Source organism: Pelagivirga sediminicola (genome assembly GCF_003072125.1).
GTDB lineage: Bacteria > Pseudomonadota > Alphaproteobacteria > Rhodobacterales > Rhodobacteraceae > Roseovarius > Roseovarius sediminicola.
On record NZ_QCYH01000007.1, the window covers coordinates 19,926 to 46,620 of the forward strand.

The window sequence follows — 26,695 nt, forward strand, 5'->3', positions numbered from 1 at the left end:
TCACTGTCACCTCTATCCGCATTTCGCCCAAGGCATGTGGTCGCTGTGGCGTGTGCATGACGTGCTCGAGGACGGCTCGCGCCGGCTTCCCGACGGGCAGCCCGCACCGGGCCTGTCGGTTGGCCTGCTGGAGCGTGATCCGGACGGTGGCCTGCCGCCCGCCCGCATCGGCAGCGTTGCCGCCGATGGCAGCTTTGTGCAGGACGCGGCGGGGACGCCCATTCCGGGGCTGATCCCGCTGCCGGATCTGCCTGCCCCGCTGCTGCCGACCTATGCCGGGGACGTTGTGGACGGCGAGGTCGTCTCTGCCGAAGAAGCGGTCAGCGGCTATCCGTTCTTTGTCGCCGGAGAGCCCGGCCACCGCGCGCCTCAGGCGCCGCTCGATATCGCGCGGACCGATGACGGCAGCGACTGGCTGGATGGCGGTCTGCCGCGTCACGTGGTTCTGGGCGGGTCGAACCGCGCCCTTGGGATCGGGATCCCGGATGGCACACTCGACGCCGACACTGCATCGGCCTCCGGATCCGAGATGTCGCCGCTGGAAGACGCGCTCTATCGGCTGACAGCCAAGATGCTGGCGCTCGGCGATTTCACCGGTCATCTGACAGAAGCCAGTATCAAGGTCCTGCCCAATGACGGCGACGTGATGGAACGCGGCGCAATGACGTTCCACCATGATGGCGCGGGCCTTGCCCTTCTTGATGCGCAGGGCGCGCCCAGCACCTATGCGGCGGATCGCGGCGGCTATCGCAGCGCGCTGGCCTCGGATGGCGCCGCGACCGGCTATTTCGCGGTCAATGGCGCACCCCCGAAACCCGGCGCGCCCTTCGCGGACCCCTGTGGGGCCCCGTCAGGTTACACGATGATCGATCCGGAGGACCCCGACAGCGAACATCCAACCCAGCCCTTGGCGTTGATCGCCGACCCGTTCCGCCCGGCAAACGGCGCGGACTATGCCGATTTCGTCCCGGACCCCGCCCTTACCGGTTTCAGGCGCTACGAGGTTTCGGCCGTGCAGGTCGACATCGTCACGAACAAGGCTGGCTGGCACGATCCTCAGGGGCGCATCAACGTCCTCACCGAACGGTCGGACGCCTACAAGGACCGCGGCCCCAGTGCGCGCGAGGAGCCGTTCTTTTTCCGCGCCTATTCGGGCGATTGCGTCGAGTTTCGCCATACCAACGAATTGCCGAAGGAGTTGGAGCTTGACGATTTTCAGGTGCAGACGCCCACGGACACCATCGGCCAGCACATCCATCTGGTGAAGTTCGACGTGACCTCGGCGGACGGGTCGGGCAACGGATTCAACTACGAGGACGGCACGTTCGCCGCCGACGAGATCGCGCTGCGCCTTTGCGCCATGCTTGACGGGGCGGCGGACACGCCGTCGCTCGCCGCCGGATCGCAGGTGGCCGGTAGCAAGGTCGCCGCGATGTCAGAGGCGGATTGGTCAGGCCTGTGCAAGAAGGATACCGATCACTGGGTGCCCAAGGACAAGGCGCACTGGGCCGCAAAACGCGGCGAAAATCCAGAGCGGTTCCAGACGACGGTCCAGCGCTGGTTTGCCGACCCGATCCTGTCGATCGAGGCAAGCGGAAGTGACGAGGAAGCGGACCGGACCATGCGCACGGTATTTTCGCATGACCATTTCGGCCCCTCCTCGATCCAGCAGCATGGGTTCTATTCGGCCTTGGTGATCGAACCGCGCGGCACGACGATCTGTCCGGGCTATGGCGCCGGAAACCCCGATGACGACAGCACCTGCATGACGCCGCAGGGCCTCGATTTGGAGGAGGGTGACGAGACCGGCACCGGCGTCCACAAGATCGTGAAGGACGGTGACGAGCTTCATCCGAATTACCGCGAGTTCGCTCTGGCTGTGGCCGATTTCGCGCTGCTCTATGATCCCAGCGACGGCCAGCCCGGCGACATCGCCGCGGCGGGCGGTCCCATCGGAGATGGTCTGACACTCGGGGCACTGCCCGTCTGGCAGGAAGGGGGCGAAAACCCCGTCTTCGGCCCGAAAGGGCTGGCAAAGCTGGTCTGCGAGGCGCAGTTCAGGACGGCATTGGGCAATGAGGCCAGCCCGGGACCATTGCAGACCTTTTGCGACGCAGGCTTCGAGTGGGGCACAGCCAGCGATCCTCTGGAAGCGGAGGGTATCTCGCCGGCGCTGGTTGCTGCGGCGCTGATCGAGGATGGCGAGGTTCAGGACCTGCGTCGGCATCTCGGGCTGGTGCGGCTGCGCGCGGGCTTCGGCGAAGGGTTTGCCCGGCCGGTCAATGCGCCGGAACGGCCTGAATCCATCTCTGTCTCTCACCATGACCCCTATCTTGTGAATTACCGCGGCGAGCCTGTTCCGCTGCGCATCGGCGATACCTCCGGCAAATCCGAAGACGGCGCCGAGCAAGACGGGGGCGCGGAGGAGGATGGCGAAGTGGATGACGCGGGTGCTGCACCTCTGCCGGGCGCGACCGATGCGCATATCTGGCCTGCCGCAGTCACGCTGGAGCCGGAAGAGGATTCCGAGGCCAAGCCTGCCGAGGCAGCCAATACGGCGTTCGACTGTTTCGCAGACCGCGATGTCGCGTCGGATCTTTTGTCACAGTTCAAGCGCCGCAACCCGGCCGCTCCTGGCAGCGCACTACCCGACCTGCCTGCCCCCGGAGCGTTCGAAAATCCGGGCGACGCCCTGGGCCAGCAGATCGCCGATGCGACCTCAATCAAGGACTGCTCGATAGACGGTCAGTCCGGGGGCGCGCGGGGCGATCTGGCGAATGTCTATCGTTCGGTGCTGACCGACGCAGATGGCGGCACTGACGATGACGATCTTGCCCAGCGCCCGCACGGGGATCCGGCGACGCCGCTTCTGGAGACCTATTCTGACGAGCGCGTCCAGATCCGGCTGATTCAGGGCGCGCAAGAGGTTCAGCACACCTTCAATATGGAAGGCATGCTCTGGCGACGCCACATCGATCAGAAATACCCTTCGGGCGCCGCACCGCTGGATTCGGTTCTGCCCGGCCAGACCTGGTGGCAGGCCTGCCGCGAGGCTGGTCGAACGGGCATTGCCCGCCAACATGACCGCTGGAGAAACGGCCTTCTCGCGCCGACCGACGACACCGCTTATTGGGACGCGCATTCCGAGCTTGTGGCCGCCTGTGATAATCTGGAGGGTTTCACCGCCGCGCAGGAAGTCGGCATTTCGGAGCATTTCGAGATCCCGTCTGCGCCCAGCAAATATGCCGTCAGCAACCGCTTTGGCACCGTGTCCGGCGAGGGCGAGAATGAAGCGGGGCACGACGATCCGGCGCTGGATTACCTATACCATTTCGGCTCGCAGGATGCCGTCTGGAACGGGGCCTGGGGGCTGATGCGGGTTTTTGAAAAGCTTGACGCGGCAAAGGACGTGACCCAGGAGCTGGAGCAAAGTGACGGCGCCTGCGCCGCTGACGCGATGGACGGCGAAGGGCTTTGCAACATCTCCGACGTTCTCAGGCCCGTGCCAGAGACGGTGCCGGAGGATGCCGATGCCGCGCGCGGCCAGGTGCCGCTGCCAGAGGCACAGGCAGCGGCCTGCCCCGCCCAGGCGCCGCGGATCGAAGCCTATGCTGTTGCGATGCCGCTCGAAGGCGGGATGTCCTATGCATCCTGGGATCGCAAGCAGTTCGACCCGGACGGTCTGGCGCTGGTCCATGTGCCAAAGTCGCTTGCGCTGCCGTGGTTGAACGGCGTGTCCGATGACGCGCTTGCGGCGGTGCGCGCAGCAGCGCGGCCCTATTTCCGGGACGAACCGATGGTGATACGCGGCAATGCCGGAGATTGCCTGTCGCTGACGGTGATCAATGCGCTGGGACGGTTGGACGGACCGGCGCCACAGGGCTGCGCATCGTCTGACGCAGGGCCGCGCGACTGCCTTGGCGACGCGCCGATGCCGCGCATCGTTTCGCTGAATGTGGAGCCTGATTGGACCGGCGGGGACGAACACGCCGCACCGGGGCCGAGTCGGCTGATGCAGAAGAATGACATCAACGTGCGTCCCTCGGACCAGCTTGCCCTCACCGCGCCAATGTCGATGCTGACGCGGGCCAAGGATGCGCATCTGCCTTTCGGTATCAACACCACGGTCGCCGTGAAGGCAGGCGAGGTGCACCATGCCGAGTATTATCTGGGCTTCCTGCGCGTCGACTGGCCGCTGATCGACGGGCTGATGGGGGTCACGGACGTCGAGATCGGGGACAATCTCGAGCAGCATTCCCTTGGTTTTCTCCAATGCAGCCAGCGCGGGCTTGGCGCGGTCGATGGCGCATTTACCAATGGCGCGCAGGCGAGGGTCGATGCACTGCTTGCCGGCGAGGATCCGGCCTTTACCGTCATTACCAGAAATACGCCAATGTCGTCCGAGTTCGGCAGCTTCACCATCAACGTCCTCGGCAGAACCTACCACGCGCGGCTGAGCGACGTTCTGGACGCACCGGCCAACGCGCGGATCTCTCCCGAGGCGTTGCAGCTTCTGGCGCTGCGCAGCCGCGCGTGCTTTCGCGATCTTCTGGCAGTCAAAGGGCTGGGCAATGATGTGCCCGGCGATGTGTTGTCGATTTTTCCGGAGGCCACGCCATTGCACGCCCAGCCCTACGCCTTCGGTGCGGTGCCGCTGAAGCCGGTGTCGGACATGTTCAACCAGCTTCCCCACGGGTTGTTCGGGGCGCTGGTGGTCGAGCCGATCGGTGCGGAATATGCGGGACGACAGATGACCGCAGGGGATCAGGGTGGCTACGAGCCGGCATCGCCGCTGATTCAGGGCGGGATGGCCCACCGGGGGCGCGCAGCGAACACGGTTGTTACAATCCCCGATCCGTTTGCGAAAGATGCCGCCGCAACCCGCAGCTTCCGCGAGTTCGTGCTGTTCTATCAGGATGGCCTGAACCTGTGGGACGACGAGACGACGAACGAATGGCTGACCCTGACCGGGGAAGTCGCGCCGATTGTGGATGATTGCCCGATCTGCGACGACAGCTACGATCTGGGCGAAAAGGCCGCGAGCTATCGCTCCGCCGCCTTCCACCTGCGGACGCGGCAAGGCGGAAATCCGGGTGTCGAGGCGCATTCCAACCTGAATTCCAGGCCATTCGCCACGGACTTCTTCAAGTTCAAGGACAGCCTCTGGTCGAATGCGATGCGTCTTTGGGCCCTGCCCGACGAGGAGGTGGTGATCCGTGTCCTTCATCCCGGCGGACGGGCGCGTCAGCGCGCCTTTGTCATCTCCGGACACGATTACGACGATCTGTTTCCCGGCTTCGGCTTCCCGCATTCGGCGCTTCTGGCACCCGGAAAAGCCATCTCGGCGGCCCTTTCGGCCCCGGTCCAGCCCGGATGCAGCATGTGGGCCGACGGGCCGCGCCAGGTATTCGCCGCCGGCGTCTGGGGGTTGATGGATGTTCTGGGTCGGGACGGGAGCACCTCATGTGGCTTTTCCGACTGATCGCGGGCCTGTCTGTCGTGGCGGCAGGTGCCGGGGCGCAGGATTTCGGCGGCGCACTGGATGTCGCACTTGCGGTCGGCGCGGAAAACGGCCGTGTGACAGCGGGCCAGCCGTTCCGCGTGACGGCGCGACTGGGTGATCCGGAGACCGGGCAGCCGGTCGAGGATGCCCATCTGTCTGGTTGGATCCGTCCGGTAACGGCCAGCAATTCAGGCTGCAGCGAGGCGGCGCGCGGCTATTTCGTCAATCAGGGCGCATTGCCACGTGGCGAGACCGACCTTGGCCGGTCGCTCTATGGCGTTCTGCACGAGGACGGGAACCTGTCGGTGGTCGACTGGGAACACGCGCTCGCCTCGGCCAATATCCGCGCCATGCTGCCGGTGCCCAGGGGGGTGACGCGTATCAGCGCGCTACCCGAGGCTTTCGCCTTCGGTCTGACGGCAGAAAATGGCGCATGGCAGGTGCCTGCGTCAGAGAACGCCCAGCCCATGCCGCTGGCCGCCTCAATTGCGCAGATTACCGCGAATGGCTGGCTCCTGCACCGCGACGGCAGGATTGTCGCCCCTTCTGGCGAGAGCTGGCTTGTGTCAAAGCCTGCGGTGCAGGTGCGACCCGCACTGCCCGACGAGGATGCGCGCCATCAGGGTGTGATCGTTCTGGGCGCGGAGCGGGCAGATCTGTTCCGCCTGGGCGCCGCTCCGCAGAGCTTCGCCGCGCCCGAGGGCGCGCGCGACGTCGGGCATTCGCAGCTTGCAGAGGCCGCGTTCTTTGTCGATGGCAGCGACAGCCTGTGGATGTCCTACGGTGCAAGCCCCCCGTTCAAGGTTCCGCTCGCGGCGCCCGCAGACCGCGTTTCAGTTGCGCCCGACGGGCGGCTTGCCATTACATGGTCACCCGCCTCGCGCGCCGTTTCCGTGGTCGATATCGCCACCGCCGCGGTCGTGCAGGGGGTCGACCTCAATCGCGCACCAATGAATCAGCCGGTGCGCGAGGTCGCCTTCGCGGGCACAGCGGCGTTTCTGTTACTGGAGAAGCTTGATTTCGTGATGGTCGTCAGCCTCGATCGGGCGCGCAGGGGGCAACCGGCGGCGGTGCGCGCGGTTCGGCTCGGCCCTCCCGTCACGGACCTGCCGGACGGGGCCGGGCCGTTCCTTCTGGAATCGCGCCGTGGCCACGATGCCGGTGCCGTGCTGGCCCTGCATCCCGATCTGTCCACCGCCTTTCCGGTAAGTCAGGACAGCGGCAATGCCACGGCCCCGATGAACGGCTTTCGCATCCGCGGCGCGCGCCCCTTGGGCTTTGCCGAACTCAATGTCGCGCTGGATGAGGTTGCGCCGGGCCGGTACGCCGCGGCGACCGTGCTGGAGCAGGGGGGGCGATACGAATTGATCGTCTCGGGCGGGCCGGGCAGTTTCACCTCCTGTGCGCAATTCGACGTGGAGGGACAGACGGCAGAGCGGCTTGACCTGAGGCTCTTGGCCGAAGCCAAAGGCGACAGGGTGGAGCTGTTGCTTCTGGCCGGGGATGGAACGCGGCAGAAATGGCCGGCGGCCTTGCCTGTCGCCATGCAGGCATTGGAAAGCAGCTGGCGCTCATACGCCGTCACGCATCCGATCAGCGCCGAGCGCCACATGATCAAAGCCGCCGGTCTGCCACCGGGTCAAATCAGTATCGCCCTCGACATCGTGCTGCCCGAAGGGCTGGAGATCACGCCCGCAACCTTGGAGGTTCCGCAATGAAACGGTTTCTGCTCTGCCTTGCGATCTGCGCCACACCGGCGCTTGCCCATGATGGAAAGGTTCACACCGCGCCTGAGGGCGCCGGACTCGACACCGTCTTCGAAGAGGCAAGCGTCGCGGTGTCCGATGCGCCGCTGCTGGATCAGTTCGGGAATGTCACGACACTGGCCGAGGCTGTCGGCCACGGCCCTTTCGTTCTGAGCTTTACCTATACCGATTGCGAGTCGCTTTGCGGTCTGGCCGATATGGTGCTGGGTGGCCTTCTTGCGCGTCCCGACAGACCGGCCGATCTGCGGATCATTACCCTGACCCTGGACCCCGCGAACGATCGCCCGAAAGAGTTGCTGGAAAGGCACGAGGCGTTCGGCGCGCCGGACAACTGGATCCGCCTCACCGGAGCGCCGTCCGATGTGATACCGCTTCTGTCGCGGAATGGTGCCTGGGATGGCGGGCCGATCGATGAGCACCGGCTGGTTATGATTGTCAGCGCCGGCGGCAATGACAATGCGACGAGGGTCAACGATAGATCTTTCGATCTGGAGCGCATCGTCAGGCTTTTGTCGCCCGGGTCGTGATGCGGCTGCTGGCGCTTGTCTGCGCGCTCGTGGCCGGGTCCGCGTCCGCCGATGATCGCGGGCAGGCCCTGTTCGAAGGGATGGCGCCGCTGTCGGTCCGTATCGGCAACACTGTGCTTCCGGCGATAGGGCTCTCCTGCGCCGGGTGCCACGGCTACGACGCGCGGGGAGGGCGCGAGGCCGGATCGGGGCCACCCATTGACGCCGACAACCCGGCGGCCCTGCTCAGGGCGGTGAAGGAAGGCGTGGGAAAGGACGGACGGCAACTTGCGTCGACCATGCCGCGCTTTGTCTTCGCCAACCCGGACGACGGGAAGGCCCTCGCCGCCTATCTGGCAGCTATCGCGTCCGTCCAGACCACTGGCCGCCTGACCGACACCTTGAAGATATCCTTCGGCGAAGGTGAGGCAGCCCGGCGATTTTCCGATGTGTTTTTTCAGCGCGTTCAGATGATTGCCCCAAACGGCGTGTTTGGTCGCCGCCTCGCACGCACTGAGGATTCGGCTTTCATCATGCTCGCCGCGACAGAGCCTCCGGGGTTGGCGGATGCGCCACACCTCTTTCCGCTTTATCCGCTGCGCGGAGACGAGAATCCGCGCCGGGTGCGGGGCGGATTTGCGAGTGTCTCTGATCAGGTGGCTCGTCTTGCCGGGGTTTCAGGGCCGGGCGTGGTGATCGATCCCGATGATACTTTGCCGTCCGCTCCGCCGGGATGGCGGATCGCGGATAGCGCGGAACCGGGCACACCGGTAATCGTGCTGGGCTCCGCCGTTGCGACGGTCGATCCGCGCTGGGCCCCGGTGATGATGCTCGCCGACGATCTTGCAGACAGACCGGCGCCTGCGGGCTGCGTTGTGATGGCAAATCCTCGGGACGCACAGGACAGCACGTCAAGCCCGCTCGACCGCTACGCCATGATTGCAGCGGATATCGTTGTTTCGGCGCTCTCATTGTGCGGCCGCGATTGCACCCGCGCGACCCTTATGGACGCGATGGACGATGTGAAAATCTTTTCCGCCATTTGGCCCGAACTGGACTACACAGCCGACCCACTCACCGGCTCGACCAAAGTCGTTTTGCATCGCCTTTGCCGCGTCCCGTAGGTTTGGGAATGGATTTAACGATGCGAAACATATCTCAGTATGTCACCCCGCCTGCGATCCTTCGGGTTCCCGGGTCAGCCTTGCCTGCGCTTCGGGCGTCTGGCCATACATCGTTGCGTTTCACAAGGATCCCGTCAGGTTTGATTGACTGCGGGTGTTTTCTTCTGCAGGCTATCAACTATCCCGTGAAAAAGCCGGAGACTTATGATGTTCAATCAACCAATGTCCGGAAACGACATGCCCCGCTTCGCCGGGCCGGGCACCATGATGCGTCTTCCGTCCGCTACCAGCGCCGAAGGGCTGGACGCCTGTTTCGTGGGTATTCCGATGGATATCGGGACGTCTCATCGTTCCGGCACGCGGTTCGGTCCGCGTCAGATCCGGGCGGAATCGACCATGTTGCGCCCCTATAACATGTGGACCAAGGTCTCCCCCTTCGACTGGATGCAGGTGGCCGATATCGGCGACATTGCCACGAATCCTTTCGATCTGCTGGACAGCGTCGCGATCATCGAGGCCGCGTATGACGACATCCTGTCGCATGGCGCCGTGCCGCTGGGGCTGGGCGGGGATCACACGCTTGCCCTGCCGGTTTTGCGGGCGATGGCCAAGAAACACGGGCCGGTGGGCCTGATCCATGTCGATGCCCATGCAGATGTGAACCCGCAGATGTTCGGCCGTGATATCGCGCATGGCACGCCCTTCCGCCGCGCCGTTGAGGAGGGGCTGCTTGATTGCAGCCGCGTCATTCAAATCGGCCTGCGCGGCACCGGCTATTCCGACGATGATTTTGACTGGCCGCGCGAGCAGGGGTTCCGCGTGGTTCAGGCCGAGGAATGCTGGCACAAATCGCTGAGCCCGCTGATGAAGGAAGTGCGCGAGCAGATGGGCGACGGCCCCGTCTATCTGAGCTATGACATCGACAGCCTGGATCCGGGCATCGCGCCCGGCACCGGCACGCTGGAGGTGGGCGGGCTGACCACTCATCAAGCGCTTGAGATCATCCGCGGGGCCGCGGGGCTCAATCTGGTCGGCGGCGATCTGGTCGAGGTGTCGCCGCCCTACGATCAGGCCGGAACGACTGCGCTGATCGCGGCGAACCTGCTGTATGAAATGCTGTGCGTGCTGCCCAAGGCGCAGGGCAAAGGAGACGGTTCATGAGCGATGTGGATCCCAGGGATACGCCTTCCGATTCCGGGGATCCCACCAGGGCCAACTGGCTGAAGTTCATCATCCCGTCCGTCCTTGGTGCGGCACTGTTCCTGATGCCGGTCCCGGGCCCCGAGACGTGGACCATCCCCTTTGGCGTGGCGATTGACTGGTTGAACGCGAATTTCGCCGCTCTTCTGAAATGGACGCTGGTTGCGGTGACTGTCACATCGGGCCTTCTGACGCTGTGGTATAGTTATGGCCCCGGCACCCCCAAGACGCCCCTCATGGTCCAGTATTTCCGCACCAGCGCGGTCTGGGTTCTGCTGCGCTGCCTGGGGGCGGTGTTTACGGTGCTTTATACCACCGGGATGGGGCCGGAATGGATCACGTCGGGCGCAACCGGCGGGACGGTGGTCGGATCGCTGATGGTCAATCTGCTGGCGCTGTTCGCGCTGGCGTCATTCGGCCTGCCGCTGCTGTCCGATTATGGTTTCATGGAGTTTGTCGGTGCCTTGCTGTCGCGGGCGTTCCGGTTCCTCTTTCGGTTGCCGGGGCGTTCGGCCATTGACGGGTTGGCCTCGTGGCTGGGCGCGGCGCCGCTGGGCGTGATGCTGACGGTCCAGCAATATGACAAGGGGGTCTATACCACCCGCGAAGCGGCGACCGTCGCCACGACGTTTTCCATCGTGTCGATCCCGTTTTGCTATGTCATCGCCAAATTGGTCGGCCTGTCGGATGTGTTCTTTGCCTTCTATGGCTGCGTGTTCGCCATCGGCTTTGTCTGTGCGCTGATCCTGCCGCGCATCCCGCCACTGTCATGGATGCCGAGCAGTCATAAACCCGGCACGTCGAACCATGTCGATGACACGGTGCACGAGGGCGAGACCCTGATTCAGGCAGGCACGCGGCTGGGCCTTGAGCGCGCGCGCACCGCTCCCAATTTCGTGGAATTCATCAAGAACGGCTTTGAGAACCTCGTCTTCATGTGGTTCTCGCTGGTGCCCGCCACGGTCGCCATCGCCATGATTGCGCTGATCATGGTGGAATACACACCCGTTTTTCAATGGCTGTCCCTGCCTTTCGTACCCATCCTCGAATGGGCCGGCGTGGCCGAGGCAAAGGCGGCAGCGCCGTCGCTGGTGGTCGGTTTTGCCGACATGTATCTGCCCGCCCTGATCGGCAAAAGCATCGAAAGCCAGGAGACACGTTTCCTCGTTGCCATTCTGTCGGTATCGCAGTTGATCTACATGTCCGAGGTCGGCGCGATCCTGCTGCGGTCAAATCTGGGACTGAATATCGGGCATCTGGCGATGATATTCGTCATCCGCACGATCATCGCGACGCCGCTGGCGATCATTCTTGCCAAATACGTCGTGTTTTGAGGGATTAGCAATATGTCCAAGGAAACGGTACTTGTCCCGGTCGATGTCAGTTCTGATCATGATCGCAGCCGGATGTTTGACGAGGTCGCCGAGCATGCCGGCCGCGGGGCGCAGGTCGTGCTGATGACGGTGGTGCCCGAAATCTATCTGGCGACCACCGTTGACGCCAAGGGCATGATCAAGGCGATGATGGATCATGCCGCCATTCGGCTGGGCGACGTGGCGACGGCAGCGCCCTTCGAGGTGGCCGACCAGATCGTCCGCTACGGTCCGGTTGCACCGGGCATCATCGACGTCGCCGCCGAGACCGGCGCGACACTTATCGTAATCAACGCGCGTTCAAGAGATAGAACCGCCTATCTTCTTGGCTCTGTCGCGTCGCGGGTGGCCAACCACGCCCGCTGTTCCGTTCATGTTGTGAGGGCCTGAAAATATGCCGACATTAGGTGAAGTGTTGCCGCGATTGCTGCAGGATATGGGGATCGACACGGTGTTCGGTATTCCCGGCGTCCACACTGTGGAGCTTTATCGCGGATTGCCCGCGACCAAGCTGCGCCACATCACGCCGCGCCACGAACAGGGGGCGGGGTTCATGGCCGATGGCTATGCCCGCGTCTCGGGGCGCCCGGCGGCCTGTTTCATCATCTCCGGGCCCGGCATGACCAATATCACCACCGCGATGGGACAGGCCTATGCCGACAGCATCCCGATGCTGGTCATCTCGTCGGTCCTCAACCGGGACGAGATCGGCCGCGGCGAGGGCCGCCTGCACGAGCTGAAGGATCAGTCGGCCACCGCCGAGGGCGTCGCCGCGTGGAGCCATACGGTGATGTCGCCCGCCGATCTGCCCGCGGTGCTGAACCGCGCGGCGGCCACCTTCAACAGCGCGCGGCCCCGCCCGGTTCATATCGAGCTGCCCCTCGACGTGATCGTGGCCGAAGCTGGCGATCTGCAACTTGGGCCTTCCGTGCCTTGCCGCCCTGCGCCCGATGCGGCGGCCATCGGCCGGGCCGCCGACATGCTGCGCGGCGCCAAGCGCCCGCTGATGATCGTGGGCGGCGGCGCATCCGGCGCGCCCGAGGCGATCCGGCGGCTGGCCGATATTCTGGGCGCGCCCGTGGTGCCGACCATCAACGCCAAGGGCATTCTGCCACCGGATCATCCGCTGCTGATCGGCAGCCTGCTGCCGCAGCCTCCTGTCCTTGACGAACTTGCCGCGGCCGATGTCGTGCTCGCCATCGGGACCGAGCTGGGCGAGACAGACACGCTGCTCATGGGGGGCTACCCGCAGATCGACGGCGCCCTGATCCGCATAGACATCGAGGCCGAACAACTGACGCGCAACGCCGCGCCAACGCTTGGGATCGTGTCGGACGCGGGCGCCGCGGCCACCGCCCTCGCCGAGGCGCTGAAGGGGCCGGCATTGCATGACGGCGCCAGCCGCGCCGATAGGCTGCGCCGCGCCGCGCTGGAAGATGTTGATCCTGCCTATGCCGCCCATGGCCGCATCCTGACCCGTCTGGCCGGGGAATTCCCCGGCCTGATCGTCGCGGGCGATTCCACGCAGCCTGTCTATGGCGCCAACATGACCTATGACGCGCCGCAGCCGCGATCTTATTTCAACTCCTCCACCGGCTTCGGCACTTTGGGATATGGCTTGCCCGCCGCATCGGGGGCCAAGCTGGCCTGCCCGGATCGCCCGGTGGTGTCGCTGATCGGCGACGGCGCATTCCAGTTCACCCTGCCCGAGCTGGCCACCGCGGTCGAGCTGGGCCTGCCCCTGCCGATCCTGCTGTGGAACAACCAGGGTTACGGCGAGATCAAGACCTACATGGCCGAGCGCCAGATCCCCCAGATCGGTGTCGACATCTACACCCCTGATTTTCAGGCCATCACCAAGGGGTTTGGTGCGAATGCCGTGAAGGCTGACAGTCTGGATGCCCTGATCATGGCGTTGAAAACGGCCTTTGCCGCTGACGGTCCTACGGTGATCGAATTGGACGATGCCAAAGCCCGGACATGGTGAGCGCCCCCGAACAGCTCACTGACCGCGACCGTCCACTGTTCATCGACGGTGCGTGGCACGTCGGACAGGGCGACGAAACGATAGAAGTTGTCGATCCGTGCCGCAAAAAGAGGTTTGCCACACTCGGCACCGCTTCGGCGGCGCAGATCGCAACCGCGGCCAAGGCCGCGGACCGCGCCTTCCACGGCTGGCGTCACAGCAGCGGCGAAGAACGGGGCGCGCTGCTGACGGGTATCGCCGATGGCCTCGCGTCCCGGCGCGCGGATCTGACGGCGCTGCAGATGCTCAACAACGGAAAGCCTCGGATCGAAGCCGAAATGGATCTGTCGGATGCCGAGGCCTGCTTTCGGTATTATGCGGAACTGGCGCGCGAACAGGACGATGTTTCGGGCCCGGTATCCATGAGCGATCCGGAGTGGTCGGGATTACGCCGCAACGTGCCCATAGGGCCGGTCGGGATGATCGTTCCGTGGAATTTTCCGCTGGTGACCAGCGCATGGAAACTGGCGCCCGCACTGGCCGCAGGTTGCACTGCGGTGTTGAAAGTGTCCGAAATGACACCGCTGGCCGAACTGGTCTATGGCGATATTGCAGCGGATATCGGCCTGCCGCCCGGCGTGCTGAACATCGTCACCGGGCTTGCGGGGGCCGGGCAGGCGATGACATCCGACCCGCATTTCCGCAAATTGTCATTCACCGGATCAAACGCGGTCGGCGCGATGGTGATGGCGGCGGCGGCAGAACGCACCGTTCCCGTCTCCCTCGAACTTGGCGGCAAATCCCCGATCATCGTGACGGCTGACGCGGATCTTGAAAAAGCCGTCGAGCTGGTTGTCGGCGGCATCTTTTTCAATTGCGGGCAGATGTGTTCGGCGACATCGCGCCTCATCGTCGAAGACGCTATCGCGGGCCACCTTCTCGACGCGCTGGTCTCAGCGGCAGAAGCGCTGGAAATCGGCGATCCCGAAAGCGCCGAGATGGGGCCGATTACGACAGGGGCACAATATGACCAGATCGCCGGGCATCTGGAGCGCGCCCGATCGCAGAATGTGCGCTGCCTGACCGGCGGTGAATTGCTTGCGGATCGACCGGGGTATTTCGTGCAACCCACGATCTTCGATGATGTGGATCGCAGCAGCTTTCTGTGGCGCGATGAACTGTTCGGGCCGATCCTGTCAGTGCGCCGATTCAAGGACGACGGCGAAGCGATCAAGCTTGCCAACGATACGGCATTCGGCCTCGTCGGGACTGTCGTCAGCGGGGATCGCGACCGTGCAATCGGCTTGGGCGAGCGTATCGATGCCGGACATGTCTGGGTCAACGCGCCTCAGATCATCCTTCCCGACAGCCTGTGGGGCGGGTTTCGCGCCAGCGGAATCGGCCGCGAACTGGGCCGCGCCGGATTGAGCTCCTATTGCGAGAAGAAGCACCTCACCTTGCCTGCGGATGTGAGCGCCTGACCTGCGCGCCCGATGAAATACGGATGTGTCCGCCCGCGCCCCGATGCCTCCTTGCGCCCTCCCTCCAAGGCGTTTCGCCTTTAACCTGAGCCATCAGATAAAGGCGAAACGCGCGCCACGCTTACATGTCGCGGGCGTTTCGCGAAAATCTGTGATCCAGGTTTTTCGCGAAACGCTTTAACGCTCGACCTCGCCAAAGCCGCCGGCCGTTGGTGTGACCACCACCACCGCATCGCCGGCGCGGATCTCGGTCTGGTCGGCGGCTTGCAGCCGGTCCACCGTGCCATCCGCGCGATGAATTTCGGTGCGCCCGCAGCGCCCTTCCTCGCCCCCCGCAACGCCCTGCGGAGGGCGGCCGCGGTGCGACGACAGGATCGCCAGATCCATATCCTCAAGGAACCGGATGCGCCGCGTCGTGCCATCGCCCGCACGCCATTTGCCCTTGCCCCCCGATCCGGCGTCGATCCCGAAGGATTCCAGCACCACCGGATAGCGCAGCTCCAGTATCTCGGGATCGGTCAGGCGCGAGTTGGTCATGTGGACATGCACGCCGCTTGTCCCCGCAAAGCCGGATCCGTCATTCATCTGCCCCGCCGGGCTGCCCGAGCAGATTGTCTCGTAATACTGGTGCCGGGCGTTGCCGAAGGTCAGGTTGTTCATGGTCCCTTGCGAATTGGCCATCGCGCCCAGCGCCCCGAACAGCGCGTTGGTCACATGCTGGCTGGTCTCGACATTGCCTGCGACAACGGCGGCAGGGTATTCCGGCGACAGCATGCAGCCCTTGGGCACGATGATCTTCACGGGGCGCAGGCAGCCGGCGTTCATCGGAATGTCCGCCTCGACCATCACGCGAAAGACATAGAGAACGGCAGCCCGCGTCACAGGCTCGGGCGCGTTGAAGTTGTTGCCCTGCACGTCGGACGTTCCGGTGAAATCGACCGTCGCCTCGCCCGCCTCGCGGTCCACGGTCAGCTTGACGCGGATTTCCTGCCCGGTATCGGTGGGATAGACATATTCGCCATCCTTGAGCCGCCCGATCACGCGGGCAACCTCGGCGGCGGCGTTGTCCTGCACATGGCCCATATAGGCCTGCACGACCTCCAGCCCGAAATCCGCGATCATGCGGCGCAGCTCGGCCACGCCGCGCGCGTTGGCGGCGACCTGTGCCTTGAGGTCGGCGGTATTCTCGTCCGGGTTGCGGCAGGGATAGGGGTGGTCGGTCAGCAGCTCGCGCAGCGGCCCGTCGCGGAACCGCCCGTTCTCGACCAGCTTGAAATTGTCGATCAGAACGCCCTCTTCGTCCACCTTTGTGGCGCGCGGCGTCATCGAGCCGGGGGCGATGCCGCCCACATCCGCATGATGCCCGCGCGAGGCGGCCCAGAACAGGATCTGCGTCTCCTTGTCGTCGAAGACCGGCGTGACAACGGTGATGTCGGGCAGGTGCGTGCCGCCATTATAAGGCGCGTTCAGCGCATAGACATCGCCGGGGCGAATTTGCCCCTTGTTGAGGCGGATCACCGTTTCCACGCTGCGATCCATGGACCCCAGATGCACCGGCATATGCGGCGCGTTGGCAACCAGCGCGCCGTCTGCATCAAACACCGCGCAAGAAAAATCCAGCCGTTCCTTGATGTTGACCGAGCGCGCGGTTTTCTGAAGCGCGACGCCCATCTGCTCGGCGATGTTCATGAAGAGGTTGTTGAAGACTTCCAGCAATACCGGATCGGCCTCGGTCCCAACCGCATTGTCACGCCGCGCGGCCTCGCTGCGGGTCATGACGATGTGGTCATGCGCGCTGACCTCGGCGGTCCAGCCGGGTTCGACAACGACGGTCTGGTTCGCCTCGATCACCAGCGCGGGGCCAGCGATGTAGCGGCCCGGCGTCAGCGCCTCGCGGCGCACCACGGCGGCGTCATGCCATTGGCCGCCCGAAAAGACCGGCACGGTTGCGGCTGTCTCGGCCTCGGCGCGCTCCGGCGCGGCCTGCGGTTCGGGATCGGCGGCCGGATCGGCGGCCTGGCCCTCGATCTCGGCCGACTCGATGACGATCCTTGCATCCGGGTCGGCAAAGCCGAACTCGGCCTCATGCGCTGTCTCGAAAGCCTTACGCGCCTTGGCTGCGTCGCCATCCCATGCGATCGGCAGCGCCGTGTCGGTGCCGGCGTAGCGCAGGTGAAGCCGCCGCTCGAAACTCATGTCGTCATCGCTCACGCCCTGCGCGCGTAGGGCTGCGCGCACGTCGCCCGCCAGTTGGTCCAGCGCCTCATCGACCGGCTGGGTTCCGTCCGGGTCCAGAGCCACCTCAAGCCCCCTCTGGCGCGCCTCCGTCACGCGGGCAAGGCCGATGCCATAGGCCGACAGGAGGCCCGAAAGCGGATGGATCAGCACACGCTCCATCCCCAGCGCGTCGGCAACAAGGCAGGCATGCTGTCCGCCCGCGCCGCCGAACGCGTTGAGCAGGTAGCGCGTCACGTCATAGCCGCGCTGCACGCTGATCTTCTTGATGGCGTTGGCCATGTTCTCGACCGCGATGCGCAGGAAGCCTTCGGCAACGGCCTCGGGGGCCTTGCCCTCGCGCGCGGCGATCTCGCCGAATTGCGCCGCAACGGTATCGCGGTCCAGCGGCTGGTCCTGCCCCTCGCCGAAGATGGCGGGGAACCAGTCGGGGCTCAGCTTGCCCAGCATCACGTTCACATCCGTCACGGTCAGCGGCCCGCCGCGCCGGTAGCAGGCCGGGCCCGGATCGGCGCCCGCGCTGTCGGGTCCGACGCGGAACCGCCCCGGATCGGCATGCAGGATCGAGCCGCCCCCGGCGGCGACGGTGTGCAGCTGAAGCATCGGCGCGCGCATCCGCACGCCGGCGACCTGCGTTTCAAACGTGCGCTCGAACGCGCCGTGAAAATGCGCCACATCCGTCGAGGTGCCGCCCATGTCAAAGCCGATCACCCGGTCGTGGCCGACGATCTGCCCGGTGCGCGCCATGCCCACCACGCCGCCCGCCGGGCCGGAAAGGATCGCATCGCGCCCCTTGAAACGGTCCGCGGCGGTCAGCCCGCCAGAGGACATCATGAACTGAAGCGTTGGCCCCTCCTCGTCCGGCGGGGTGGCGCCCAGCGCATCGGCGACACGCTGGACATAGCGCGACAGGATCGGCGTCAGATAGGCATCCACCACCGTGGTATCGCCGCGCCCCACCAGCTTGATCAGCGGCGACACCTCGTGGCTGACCGACACCTGCCCGAAGCCCGCCTCGCGCGCGGCCTGCTCCAGCGCCAGCTCATGCGCGGGGGCTGTCCAGGAATGCATCAGCACGATGGCGACTGCGTCGATGCCGGCGGCCTTCGCCTCGGCCAGCGCGTCGGCGACCGTTTCGACGTCAAGCGCGCGTTCCACCGTGCCATCGGTGCGCACACGTTCGTCGACCTCGATCACCCGGTCATAGAGCATTTCGGGCAGCAGGATTTCCTTGGCAAAGATGTCGGGCCGGTCCTGATAGGCGATGCGCAGCGCGTCGCGGAAGCCCTTGGTAATCAGCAGCAATGTTCGGTCGCCCTTGCGTTCGAGCAGCGCGTTGGTCGCGACCGTCGTGCCCATGCGCACGGTTCCGACACGCTCGGGCGGGATGGCGCCCGGCACGTCCAACAGCCGCCGGATTCCCTCGATGGCTGCATCCTCGTAGGATTCGGGGTTCATCGACAGCAGCTTTTTCGCCGACAGGGTGCCATCCGGCGCCCGCCCGATCAGATCGGTAAAGGTGCCGCCACGGTCGATCCAGAAATCCCAGCGTCCTGCGTCGGCGTTCATCGCCATCCCGTTTCCTTCCATGTGATGCAGCCCCCTGATGCGCACCCTGTGGTGCGACACGATGACAAATTGTTGACAAATTAACATTGTCTCGTCAACCTGACATGATCGGTGCCCAAGGGTGGACGGGGGCCGGTCGCTGCCTGATGTCTGCCCGCAAATGACAGGGAACCCCGCGATGAACTTTCACCTTGCACGACCTTTTGCCACTGCGCTGACCGGCGCGGTCGCTGCCGCCGCCTTCGCGCTGCCGGCCCTCGCAGCGGACTGGGACATGCCAACGCCCTATGGCGACAGCGTGTTCCACACCCAGAACATCCAGCAATTAGCCGAGGACGTGTCGGCCGCCACCGATGGCGGGCTGACCATCACGGTTCATTCGGCCGGATCGCTTTTCGGCCATCCTGAAATCAAGGATTCGGTGCGCCGCGGCCTTGCGCCTATCGGCGAGGTGCTGATGTCCCGGCTGGCCAACGAGGATCCGATCTTTGGCATCGATTCCGTGCCGTTCCTTGCCAGCAACTACGACGAATCCCGCGCGCTCTGGCAGGCGTCGCGCGAGGTCGTCACGCAGAAGCTGGCCGATCAGGGTCTGACGCTGCTCTATGCCGTGCCGTGGCCGGGGCAGAGCATCTATACCAAGGATCCGATCAGCTCGACCGCCGATCTGGAGGGCGCGAATTTCCGGGCCTACAATACGGCCACCGAACGTCTGGCGCAGCTGATGGGCGCGGTCCCGACCCAGCTGGAGACCGGCGATATTCCGACCGCCTTTTCGACGGGGCGCGTCGCCGCGATGATCACCTCCCCCTCGACCGGCGTATCGAGCCAGGCTTGGGATTTCACCAATCATTACACCGACACGCAGGCGTGGTTGCCCAAGAACATGGTCATCGTGAACACCGCCGCCCTCGAAGGGCTGCCCGAAGAGCAGCAGAGCGCGCTGATGGAGGCCGCCAAGGCCGCCGAGACGCGCGGCTGGGAAATGAGCCGTGCCGAGACCGACGAGAAGATCGCGACGCTCAAGGAAAACGGCATGACCGTTTCCGAACCCAGTGACGAACTCGCGCAGCAATTGTCCGATATCGGCCAGACCATGACCGATGAATGGCTCGCCGAGGCCGGCGACGAGGGGGCGCAGGTCGTCGAGGATTATCGCGCGTCGCTGAAGTGATCCGCGGCGGCGCCGGGCGGCACTCCGCCCTGCGCCCGCCCGAGGCATGTAGCATATCCTGAGGGGAAGCGTGATGCGCCGTTTCATAAACCGCGTGCATGATGGCGCGCTGGCGCTGGCCGCCGCCTTCTTCGCCGCCATTGCCGTTCTGGTGCTGGTGCAGATCGCCGGGCGGCTTATCGACCGGGCCGCGCGGGCGCTGGACATGGCGCCGCCGGGACTGACCATCCCCTCGCTCGCCGAGATCGGCGGATTCCTCTTTATCTCCGCCGTGTTTCTGGGCATGGCGGGCACCTTGCGCGCAGGCGGGCATGTGCGCGTCACGTTGCTGATCGGCGCCATGCCGCCCGGCCCCGCGCGCTGGCTGGGCGCGCTGGTGGCTGCCGGGGGGACCGCGCTTGCCGCCTTCGCCACGTGGTCCAGTTTGCTTCAGACATGGGACAGCTACGCCTTCGGCACTGTCAGCTTCGGCATGGTCAAGGTGCCGCTCTGGTGGCCGCAGGGGGCAATGACGCTGGGGCTGGGCCTGCTGGCGCTGGCGCTCGTGCAGGCCACGTGGCAGCTGATCATGGGGCACCAACCCGATTTCGATCTCGCCGAGACCGAGATGGCCGAGACCGGGCGCGAGGAGCCCCGCTGATGGAGATTGCCATCCTCGCCCCGCTGCTTGTCCTTGCCTTGTTCGCGACCCTCGCCGCCGGACTCTGGGTCGGGTTCGCGCTGATCGCGGTCGGGCTTCTGGCCATGGTGACGTCGGCGCCGGCGCCCGCGTCGCTGGTCTTTGCCACCAAGGTCTGGGGCGGGCTGACCGTCTGGGATCTGACCGCGCTGCCGATGTTCATCTGGATGGGCGAGATCCTTGTCCGCTCGCGGCTGTCATCCGACATGTTCTCGGGGCTGTCGCCCTTTACGACGCGGCTTCCGGGGGGGCTTTTGCATGTCAACGTGATGGCCTGTGCGCTTTTCGCCGCCGTCTCGGGATCGTCGGCGGCGACGACCGCGACGGTGGGGCGCATGTCCGTCCCCGAACTGGGCGCGCGCGGCTATGACGACCGCATGATCATCGGCACGCTGGCCGGGTCGGGCACCTTCGGGTTTCTCATCCCGCCGTCGATCATCCTGATCGTCTATGGTGCCGCGACCGAGCAATCCATCGCCCGCCTCTTTCTGGCCGGGGTGGTGCCGGGGCTGATGCTGGCGGCGCTCTTTTCGGGATACATCATGCTCTGGGCGCTGCTGAACCGCGGCCGGATGCCCGCACCGGAACCGGCCACGTCGCTTGGCGCAGCCTTCCGCGCGGCCACGAAGCTTCTGCCGGTGCTGGTGCTGATCGTGGCGGTCATCGGCTCGATCTATGCCGGCATCGCCAGCCCGACCGAGGCGGCGGTCATCGGCGTGGCGGGCGCGCTGCTGCTGGCATGGACGACGCGCGCGCTGAGCCTGCGCGGCGTCTGGGATTCGCTGCGTGCGGCCACGATCACGACCTGCATGATCTCCTTCATCCTTGCCGGGGCGGCATTTCTGACCGTGGCCATGGGCTATACCGGCATCCCGCGGCAGTTGGCGGCGTGGATCGGCGCGATGGATCTGTCGCCCTATGCGCTGCTGGCGGCGCTGACGGTGTTTTTCATCATCATGGGCATGTTCCTGGACGGGATCTCGATCGTGGTGCTGACCGTGTCGATCATCCTGCCGATGGTCATGGCGGCGGGGATCGATCCGATATGGTTCGGCATCTTCCTCGTGCTCGTGGTCGAGATGAGCCAGATCACCCCGCCCGTCGGCTTCAACCTCTTCGTGCTGCAAACGATCACGGGGCGCGATATCTTTACCATCGCGCGCTATGCGGCGCCCTTCTTCGGCCTTCTGGTTCTGGCCCTGGCGATCCTGTCGGTCTTCCCGCAGATCGCCCTTTGGCTGCCGGGAACGATGCTGAACCGATGAGCGAAGAACGCCGCGATATTTCGCCCATCGGCCCCGTCGTCAGTTCGGCGCATCTGGCTGCATCGGGCCTGCCGGAGCTGTCCGAACTGGAATTCGCCGTGACCATGGCGAACCACGCCTTTCAACGCTGGATCACCCGCTGCATGACCGCGGCAGGCGCCTCGGGCATGTCACCGCTTGAGGTGCTCATCCTGCATCTGGTCCGTCATCGGGGCCGCCCAAAAACCCTGGCCGATATCTGCCTGATGCTGAACATCGAAGACACGCATCTGGTCAATTATGCGCTGCGCAAGCTAGCCGAACGCGGATTGGTCGAAACAGGGCGCAAGGCCAAGGAAAAGACCGTCGCCATCACCGACGAAGGCGCCGGACTATGTGCCCGCTACGCGGAAATACGCGAGGCGCTGCTGGTGCGCGGCGCCAAGGCCGCCGGGATCGACCCGGTCGAGATCTCAAGGCTCTCGGCGCTGCTGCGCACGCTTTCGGGCAGCTACGATCAGGCGGCACGAGCAGCCGCGGCGCTGTGATCCGCGCGCTGCGCTGGTGCGCGCGCCACGGTCGCTGGCTGCTGATCGCCGGTCTGGTCATCGGCATCGCATTGCCCGGACTGGCCCGCGCCATGGCGGGCGCGATCGTGCCGTTGATCGCGCTTTTGCTGTTCTTTGCAGCGCTGCGGATCGGTCCCCGCGCGGCCATTCCGCGCCGCGCTGCGCTGCCTCGCGCGCTGGGGCTGACGCTGATCTTGCAACTGGTCGCCCCGTTGGTCGCCGCAGGTCTGCTGACCTGGGCGGGCCTGCTGCACACGGCGGGCGGGCTCGGCACCGTGCTGGTGCTGGCGGGCGCGCCGATCACCGGAGCGCCCGGCCTCGCGCTGATGAGCGGCGCAGATCCCGCAGCGGCATTGCGGCAACTGGTCCTCGGCACCGCGCTGCTGCCACTGACGGCCGTCCCGGTGTTTGCGCTTCTGCCGATTTTCCCCGACATGGGGGCCGTCGCCCTCGGCGCCGCGCGCCTGCTGGTCGTGATTGCGCTGGCGGGCGGATCGGCGTTTGCGCTGCATGCAGCAATGCCGCAGCTTCGCCGACAGGCCGCGGTCACCGCGATCGACGGCGCGCTGGCGCTATCCATGGCGCTTGTCGTGATCGGCCTGATGGCGGCAGTGGGGCCGGCCATCCTGGCGCTGGACATGGCGCTGCCGACACTCGTGGCGCTGGCTTTCGCGCTCAACCTCGGCCCGGCCATTGCAGTCTGGCACAGCTCACGCCTCGCGCTTCCTGCGCCGGAGGCGAGTGCCCTGGCAATCGCCGCCGGCAATCGCAACCTCGCGATCTTTCTGGCCGCGTTGCCGCCCGAGATGGTGACGCAGCTGCTGCTTTTCGTGGGATGTTATCAGGTGCCCATGTATCTCACGCCGCTGATCTTGCCGCGCCTGCTCGCCACCCTTCGGCAGCGGTATGGAGGTCGCGATACCTAGAGAAAAGTGAAAATGGCGGGCGGGCCTGCTCCCAAAGCGCAAAGCCTCATGCAAAAACGGTGTCTACAGGGTGGTAGCCCAGCACTCACAGGCCCCTTGGGGGTGACCAAATTACGTGATTCGACACTCACGAAACGGTTGGATGAGAAAATCACCCTGCACCATCGATTCTCCATTCCGAATTCAAAGCGGACGCTTGAGCCAACGCGAAATGACGCCGACAATACCTTCACGGAATAGCAGGACGCCGATCACAAAAATCACCCCTTGGATCACTGTCACCCATGCGCCGAACGTCGCAAGGTAGTTCTGCATCGTCACGATCAGCGCGCCGCCCACCAGCGGGCCAAAGATCGTGCCCATTCCGCCCAGCAGCGTCATCAGCACCACCTCGCCCGACATCATCCAGTGCACGTCCGTCAGCGAGGCCAGCTGGAATACCTGGCTTTTCGTGGCCCCGGCCAGCCCGGCGAAGGTGGCCGATAGCACGAACACCATCAGCTTGTAACGATTGACGTTGTAGCCCAGCGAAATCGCGCGCGGCTCGTTCTCGCGGATCGCCTTCAGTACCTGGCCAAAGGGCGAATGGACGATGCGATAGAGAAAGAGGATGCCCCCAAAGGTCACGGCAAGCACGAAGAAATAGAGTGCAATGTTGTTTTCCAGCGAAATAAGCCCAAACAGATCGCCGCGCGGCACCGACTGGATACCGTCCTCGCCGCCCGTAAAGGGGACTTGCAGGGCAAAGAAATAGACCATCTGCGCAAAGGCCAGCGTCACCATGGCAAAGTAGATACCCTGCCTGCGGATCGACAGCCCGCCGATCACCAGCCCCAGAAAGGCCGCCGCCGCCGTGCCGCACAGCACTGACAGTTCGGGCGTCAGGCCCCAGACCTTGGCGGCATGGGCGGCAACATAGCTGGCCCCGCCGAAATAGGCGGCATGCCCGAATGACAGCAGCCCGCCGAAGCCAAGCAGCAGGTTGAACGCCGCAGCGAAGAGGGCAAAACACATCACCTTCATCGCGAAGATCGGATAGACCATGAAAGGCAGCCCGGCCAAGAAGATCAGAAGTACGATAAAGATCACCTTGTGCAGCATGGGCATCCCTGCGGCCTGCGGAACGGGCGCTGCGGCAATGGTGTCGGTATCGGTATCTTGCGCAGCCATCATGCGGTCCTCCCGAACAGCCCTTCGGGCTTTATCAATAGCACGATCGCCATGATGACAAAGATCACCACAGCCGACCCTTCCGGGTAGAACACCCGCGTCAGCCCCTCGATGATGCCCAGCATGTAGCCGGTCACGATCGCGCCCAGGATCGAGCCCATGCCGCCGATCACGACCACCGCAAAGACAACGATGATCAGGTCGGCGCCCATGTTGGGGTTCACCGAATAGATTGGCGCCGCCAGCACGCCGGCAAAGCCCGCCAGCGCGACGCCAAATCCGTATGTCAGCATGATCAGAAGCGGGACGTTGATCCCGAAGGCGCTGACCAGCGCAGGGTTTTCCGTGGCGGCGCGCAAATAGGCGCCAAGCCGCGTTTTTTCAATCGTGAACCAAGTGCCAAAGCAGACCAGAACCGATGCCACGACCACCCAGGCGCGATAATTCGGCAAGAACATAAAGCCCAGATTGTGCCCGCCCGACAAAATATCCGGTATCCGGTAGGGCAGGCCCGACACGCCGTAGTAATGGCGAAACAGCCCCTGGATGATCAGCGCAAGCCCGAAGGTCAGCAGCAGCCCGTAAAGGTGATCGAGGTGATAGAGACGCGACAGCATCGTGCGTTCCAGCACGATCCCGAAGGCGCCGACAATCAGCGGCGCCAGGATCAGGGACGGCCAGTATCCGATGCCCAGATAATGCAGCAGCATCCACGCGACGAATGCACCCGCCATATAAAGCGCGCCATGCGCGAAATTGATGATGTTGAGCAGACCGAAGATCACCGCCAGCCCCAGCGACAGAACCGCATAGAACGACCCGTTGATCAGCCCCAGCAACAGCTGGCCCAGAAGAACCTGCGGCGATATTCCCAAGAGCTCGAACATGGCAAAGTTCCGATGCGTTGTCGTGTGTCGTTATGCGCCGCCCACCGGGGATGTCCCGGCAGGCGGCAGGTCTTGTTTTTACTGCTTGGTAAAGTCGCACTCATCCAGCATCGGCAGGAACGCATCCTCGCCACTGATTGTGGAGATCTGATTGTACAGATCCCACTCGCCTGTCGACTGGTCCGGTGACTTCACTTCGAACAGGTACATGTCGTGGATCGCGCGGCCGTCACCGCGCACCGTGACCTTGCCAAAGAGCGGATCGTCGATCTCGGTCTCCTTCATCTTGGCCGCAACGGCCTTGCCGTCGGTGCTGCCCACGGCCTCGACCGCAGCCAGATAGGCCATCGTGCCGGAATAGACCCCGGCCTGCACCATCGTCGGCTGCGCGCCATGCGTGTCCATGAAGCGCTTGGACCACGCGCGCGTTGTGTCGTTCTGGTCCCAGTAGAATGCCTCGGTCAGTGACAGGCCCTGCGCCGTCTGCGCCCCCAGCGCGTGGACGTCGGTGACGAAGAACAGGAGCGCCGCCAGCTTCTGCCCGGCCTGCGTGATGCCGAATTCCGACGCCTGCTTGATGGCGTTGACCGTGTCGCCGCCCGCATTGGCCAGCCCGATCACATCCGCGCCGCTGCCCTGCGCCTGAAGCAGGAAGGACGAGAAATCATTCGCCGGGAAGGGCACGTCGACTGTGCCCAGGACTTCGCCGCCATTCTCTTCGACGACGGCCGCGGTGTTTTCCTGAAGCGAATGGCCAAAGGCATAGTCAGCGGTCAGAAAGAACCACTTCTTGCCGCCCGCATTTGTCATCGCGGCGCCCGTGCCGTTGGCCAGCGCGGCGGTGTCATATGTCCAGTGGATCGTCGTCGGACGGCACTGCTCGCGGGTGAGGGCGGTCGACCCGGCGCCGGAATCGATCAGGACGCCGTTCTTTTCGGCGGTGATGTCGGCCACTGCCAGCGCCACGGACGAGGTCGGCACGTCGAGGATCGCGTTCACGCCCTCTTCGTCATACCACCGGTTTGCGATGCTCGACCCGATATCGGGCTTGTTCTGGTGGTCGGCCGAGATGATCTCGACATTCAGGCCCTTGTCAGCGGCTTTGAAATCCTCGACCGCCATACGCGCGGCCACGACCGAGCCTTCGCCGGAAAGGTCCGCGTAGACGCCCGAACGGTCGTTCAGCACGCCCAGCTTGACGTCGATCCCCTGGGCGTATCCCGCCCCCGCGACCAGCGCGCCGAGCGCCGTTGTCAGTGCCAGCTTCTTCATCATGACATTCTCCTCCTTGATGTGACGCATGTTGCGCCGGTTGGTCGATCT

The 26,695-nt window shown here is 64.8% G+C and carries 18 protein-coding genes; 14 read left to right on the top strand and 4 right to left on the bottom strand.

Annotated elements, in window-relative coordinates; all coding sequences use genetic code 11:
• Positions 1-34 precede the first annotated feature (34 nt).
• The 9 genes from DC366_RS12660 (at position 35) to DC366_RS12700 (ending at position 14,919) form a co-directional block, all read left to right on the top strand.
• Complete coding sequence (locus DC366_RS12660; protein ID WP_165802904.1) at positions 35-5,482, top strand: hypothetical protein; 5,448 nt, start codon at positions 35-37, stop codon at positions 5,480-5,482.
• Positions 5,464-7,221 (top strand): hypothetical protein, encoded by a 1,758-nt coding sequence (locus DC366_RS12665; protein ID WP_108692594.1) that lies wholly within the window; start codon positions 5,464-5,466, stop codon positions 7,219-7,221. Before DC366_RS12660 ends, DC366_RS12665 begins: the two co-directional genes overlap by 19 nt.
• Complete coding sequence (locus DC366_RS12670) at positions 7,218-7,796, top strand: SCO family protein (protein WP_108692595.1); 579 nt, start codon at positions 7,218-7,220, stop codon at positions 7,794-7,796. Before DC366_RS12665 ends, DC366_RS12670 begins: the two co-directional genes overlap by 4 nt.
• Positions 7,796-8,899: a c-type cytochrome gene (locus DC366_RS12675; protein WP_108692596.1), complete on the top strand. Its 1,104-nt coding sequence runs from the start codon at positions 7,796-7,798 to the stop codon at positions 8,897-8,899. Before DC366_RS12670 ends, DC366_RS12675 begins: the two co-directional genes overlap by 1 nt.
• A gap of 237 nt (positions 8,900-9,136) precedes the next feature.
• Entirely contained in the window at positions 9,137-10,060 is a 924-nt protein-coding gene (speB, locus tag DC366_RS12680; RefSeq protein WP_243405120.1) for an agmatinase, read from the top strand.
• Positions 10,057-11,433, top strand: a complete 1,377-nt coding sequence (locus DC366_RS12685) for a YjiH family protein (RefSeq protein WP_108692597.1) — start codon at positions 10,057-10,059, stop codon at positions 11,431-11,433. Before speB ends, DC366_RS12685 begins: the two co-directional genes overlap by 4 nt.
• Positions 11,434-11,445: 12 nt before the next feature.
• Positions 11,446-11,862: a universal stress protein gene (locus tag DC366_RS12690; protein WP_108692598.1), complete on the top strand. Its 417-nt coding sequence runs from the start codon at positions 11,446-11,448 to the stop codon at positions 11,860-11,862.
• 4 nt (positions 11,863-11,866) lie between these two features.
• A complete protein-coding gene (locus tag DC366_RS12695; RefSeq protein ID WP_108692599.1) occupies positions 11,867-13,459 on the top strand; it encodes a 5-guanidino-2-oxopentanoate decarboxylase in 1,593 nt (530 codons plus the stop codon).
• A complete protein-coding gene (locus DC366_RS12700; RefSeq protein WP_108692600.1) occupies positions 13,453-14,919 on the top strand; it encodes an aldehyde dehydrogenase family protein in 1,467 nt (488 codons plus the stop codon). The genes DC366_RS12695 and DC366_RS12700 overlap by 7 nt, the downstream gene beginning before the upstream one ends.
• A gap of 177 nt (positions 14,920-15,096) precedes the next feature.
• On the opposite strand, the gene DC366_RS12705 is transcribed toward DC366_RS12700, so the two are convergent.
• Complete coding sequence (locus DC366_RS12705; protein ID WP_243405121.1) at positions 15,097-18,729, bottom strand: hydantoinase B/oxoprolinase family protein; 3,633 nt, start codon at positions 18,727-18,729, stop codon at positions 15,097-15,099.
• Positions 18,730-18,901: 172 nt separating this feature from the next.
• Here DC366_RS12705 and DC366_RS12710 point away from each other — a divergent pair, with 172 nt between their 5' ends.
• The 5 genes from DC366_RS12710 (at position 18,902) to DC366_RS12730 (ending at position 23,315) form a co-directional block, all read left to right on the top strand.
• Positions 18,902-19,897 (top strand): TRAP transporter substrate-binding protein, encoded by a 996-nt coding sequence (locus tag DC366_RS12710; RefSeq protein ID WP_243405122.1) that lies wholly within the window; start codon positions 18,902-18,904, stop codon positions 19,895-19,897.
• Between the two features lie 73 nt (positions 19,898-19,970).
• Entirely contained in the window at positions 19,971-20,537 is a 567-nt protein-coding gene (locus tag DC366_RS12715; RefSeq protein ID WP_108692602.1) for a TRAP transporter small permease, read from the top strand.
• Positions 20,537-21,841 carry a TRAP transporter large permease gene (locus DC366_RS12720; protein ID WP_108692603.1) on the top strand — a complete coding sequence of 435 codons (1,305 nt, stop codon included), beginning with the start codon at positions 20,537-20,539 and terminating at the stop codon, positions 21,839-21,841. The genes DC366_RS12715 and DC366_RS12720 overlap by 1 nt, the downstream gene beginning before the upstream one ends.
• A complete protein-coding gene (locus tag DC366_RS12725; RefSeq protein ID WP_207768710.1) occupies positions 21,838-22,368 on the top strand; it encodes a winged helix DNA-binding protein in 531 nt (176 codons plus the stop codon). Before DC366_RS12720 ends, DC366_RS12725 begins: the two co-directional genes overlap by 4 nt.
• Positions 22,365-23,315 (top strand): GumC domain-containing protein, encoded by a 951-nt coding sequence (locus DC366_RS12730; RefSeq protein WP_243405123.1) that lies wholly within the window; start codon positions 22,365-22,367, stop codon positions 23,313-23,315. The genes DC366_RS12725 and DC366_RS12730 overlap by 4 nt, the downstream gene beginning before the upstream one ends.
• 183 nt (positions 23,316-23,498) lie before the next feature.
• Here the strand turns inward: DC366_RS12730 and DC366_RS12735 are convergent, their stop codons facing one another.
• From DC366_RS12735 to DC366_RS12745, 3 genes are all read right to left on the bottom strand, one after another.
• Positions 23,499-24,485: a branched-chain amino acid ABC transporter permease gene (locus DC366_RS12735; RefSeq protein ID WP_108692719.1), complete on the bottom strand. Its 987-nt coding sequence runs from the start codon at positions 24,483-24,485 to the stop codon at positions 23,499-23,501.
• Entirely contained in the window at positions 24,485-25,372 is an 888-nt protein-coding gene (locus DC366_RS12740; RefSeq protein WP_108692604.1) for a branched-chain amino acid ABC transporter permease, read from the bottom strand. Before DC366_RS12740 ends, DC366_RS12735 begins: the two co-directional genes overlap by 1 nt.
• Positions 25,373-25,450: 78 nt before the next feature.
• On the bottom strand, positions 25,451-26,647 hold the full coding sequence (locus DC366_RS12745; protein WP_108692720.1) for an ABC transporter substrate-binding protein: 1,197 nt from the start codon (positions 26,645-26,647) through the stop codon (positions 25,451-25,453).
• Positions 26,648-26,695 lie beyond the last annotated feature (48 nt).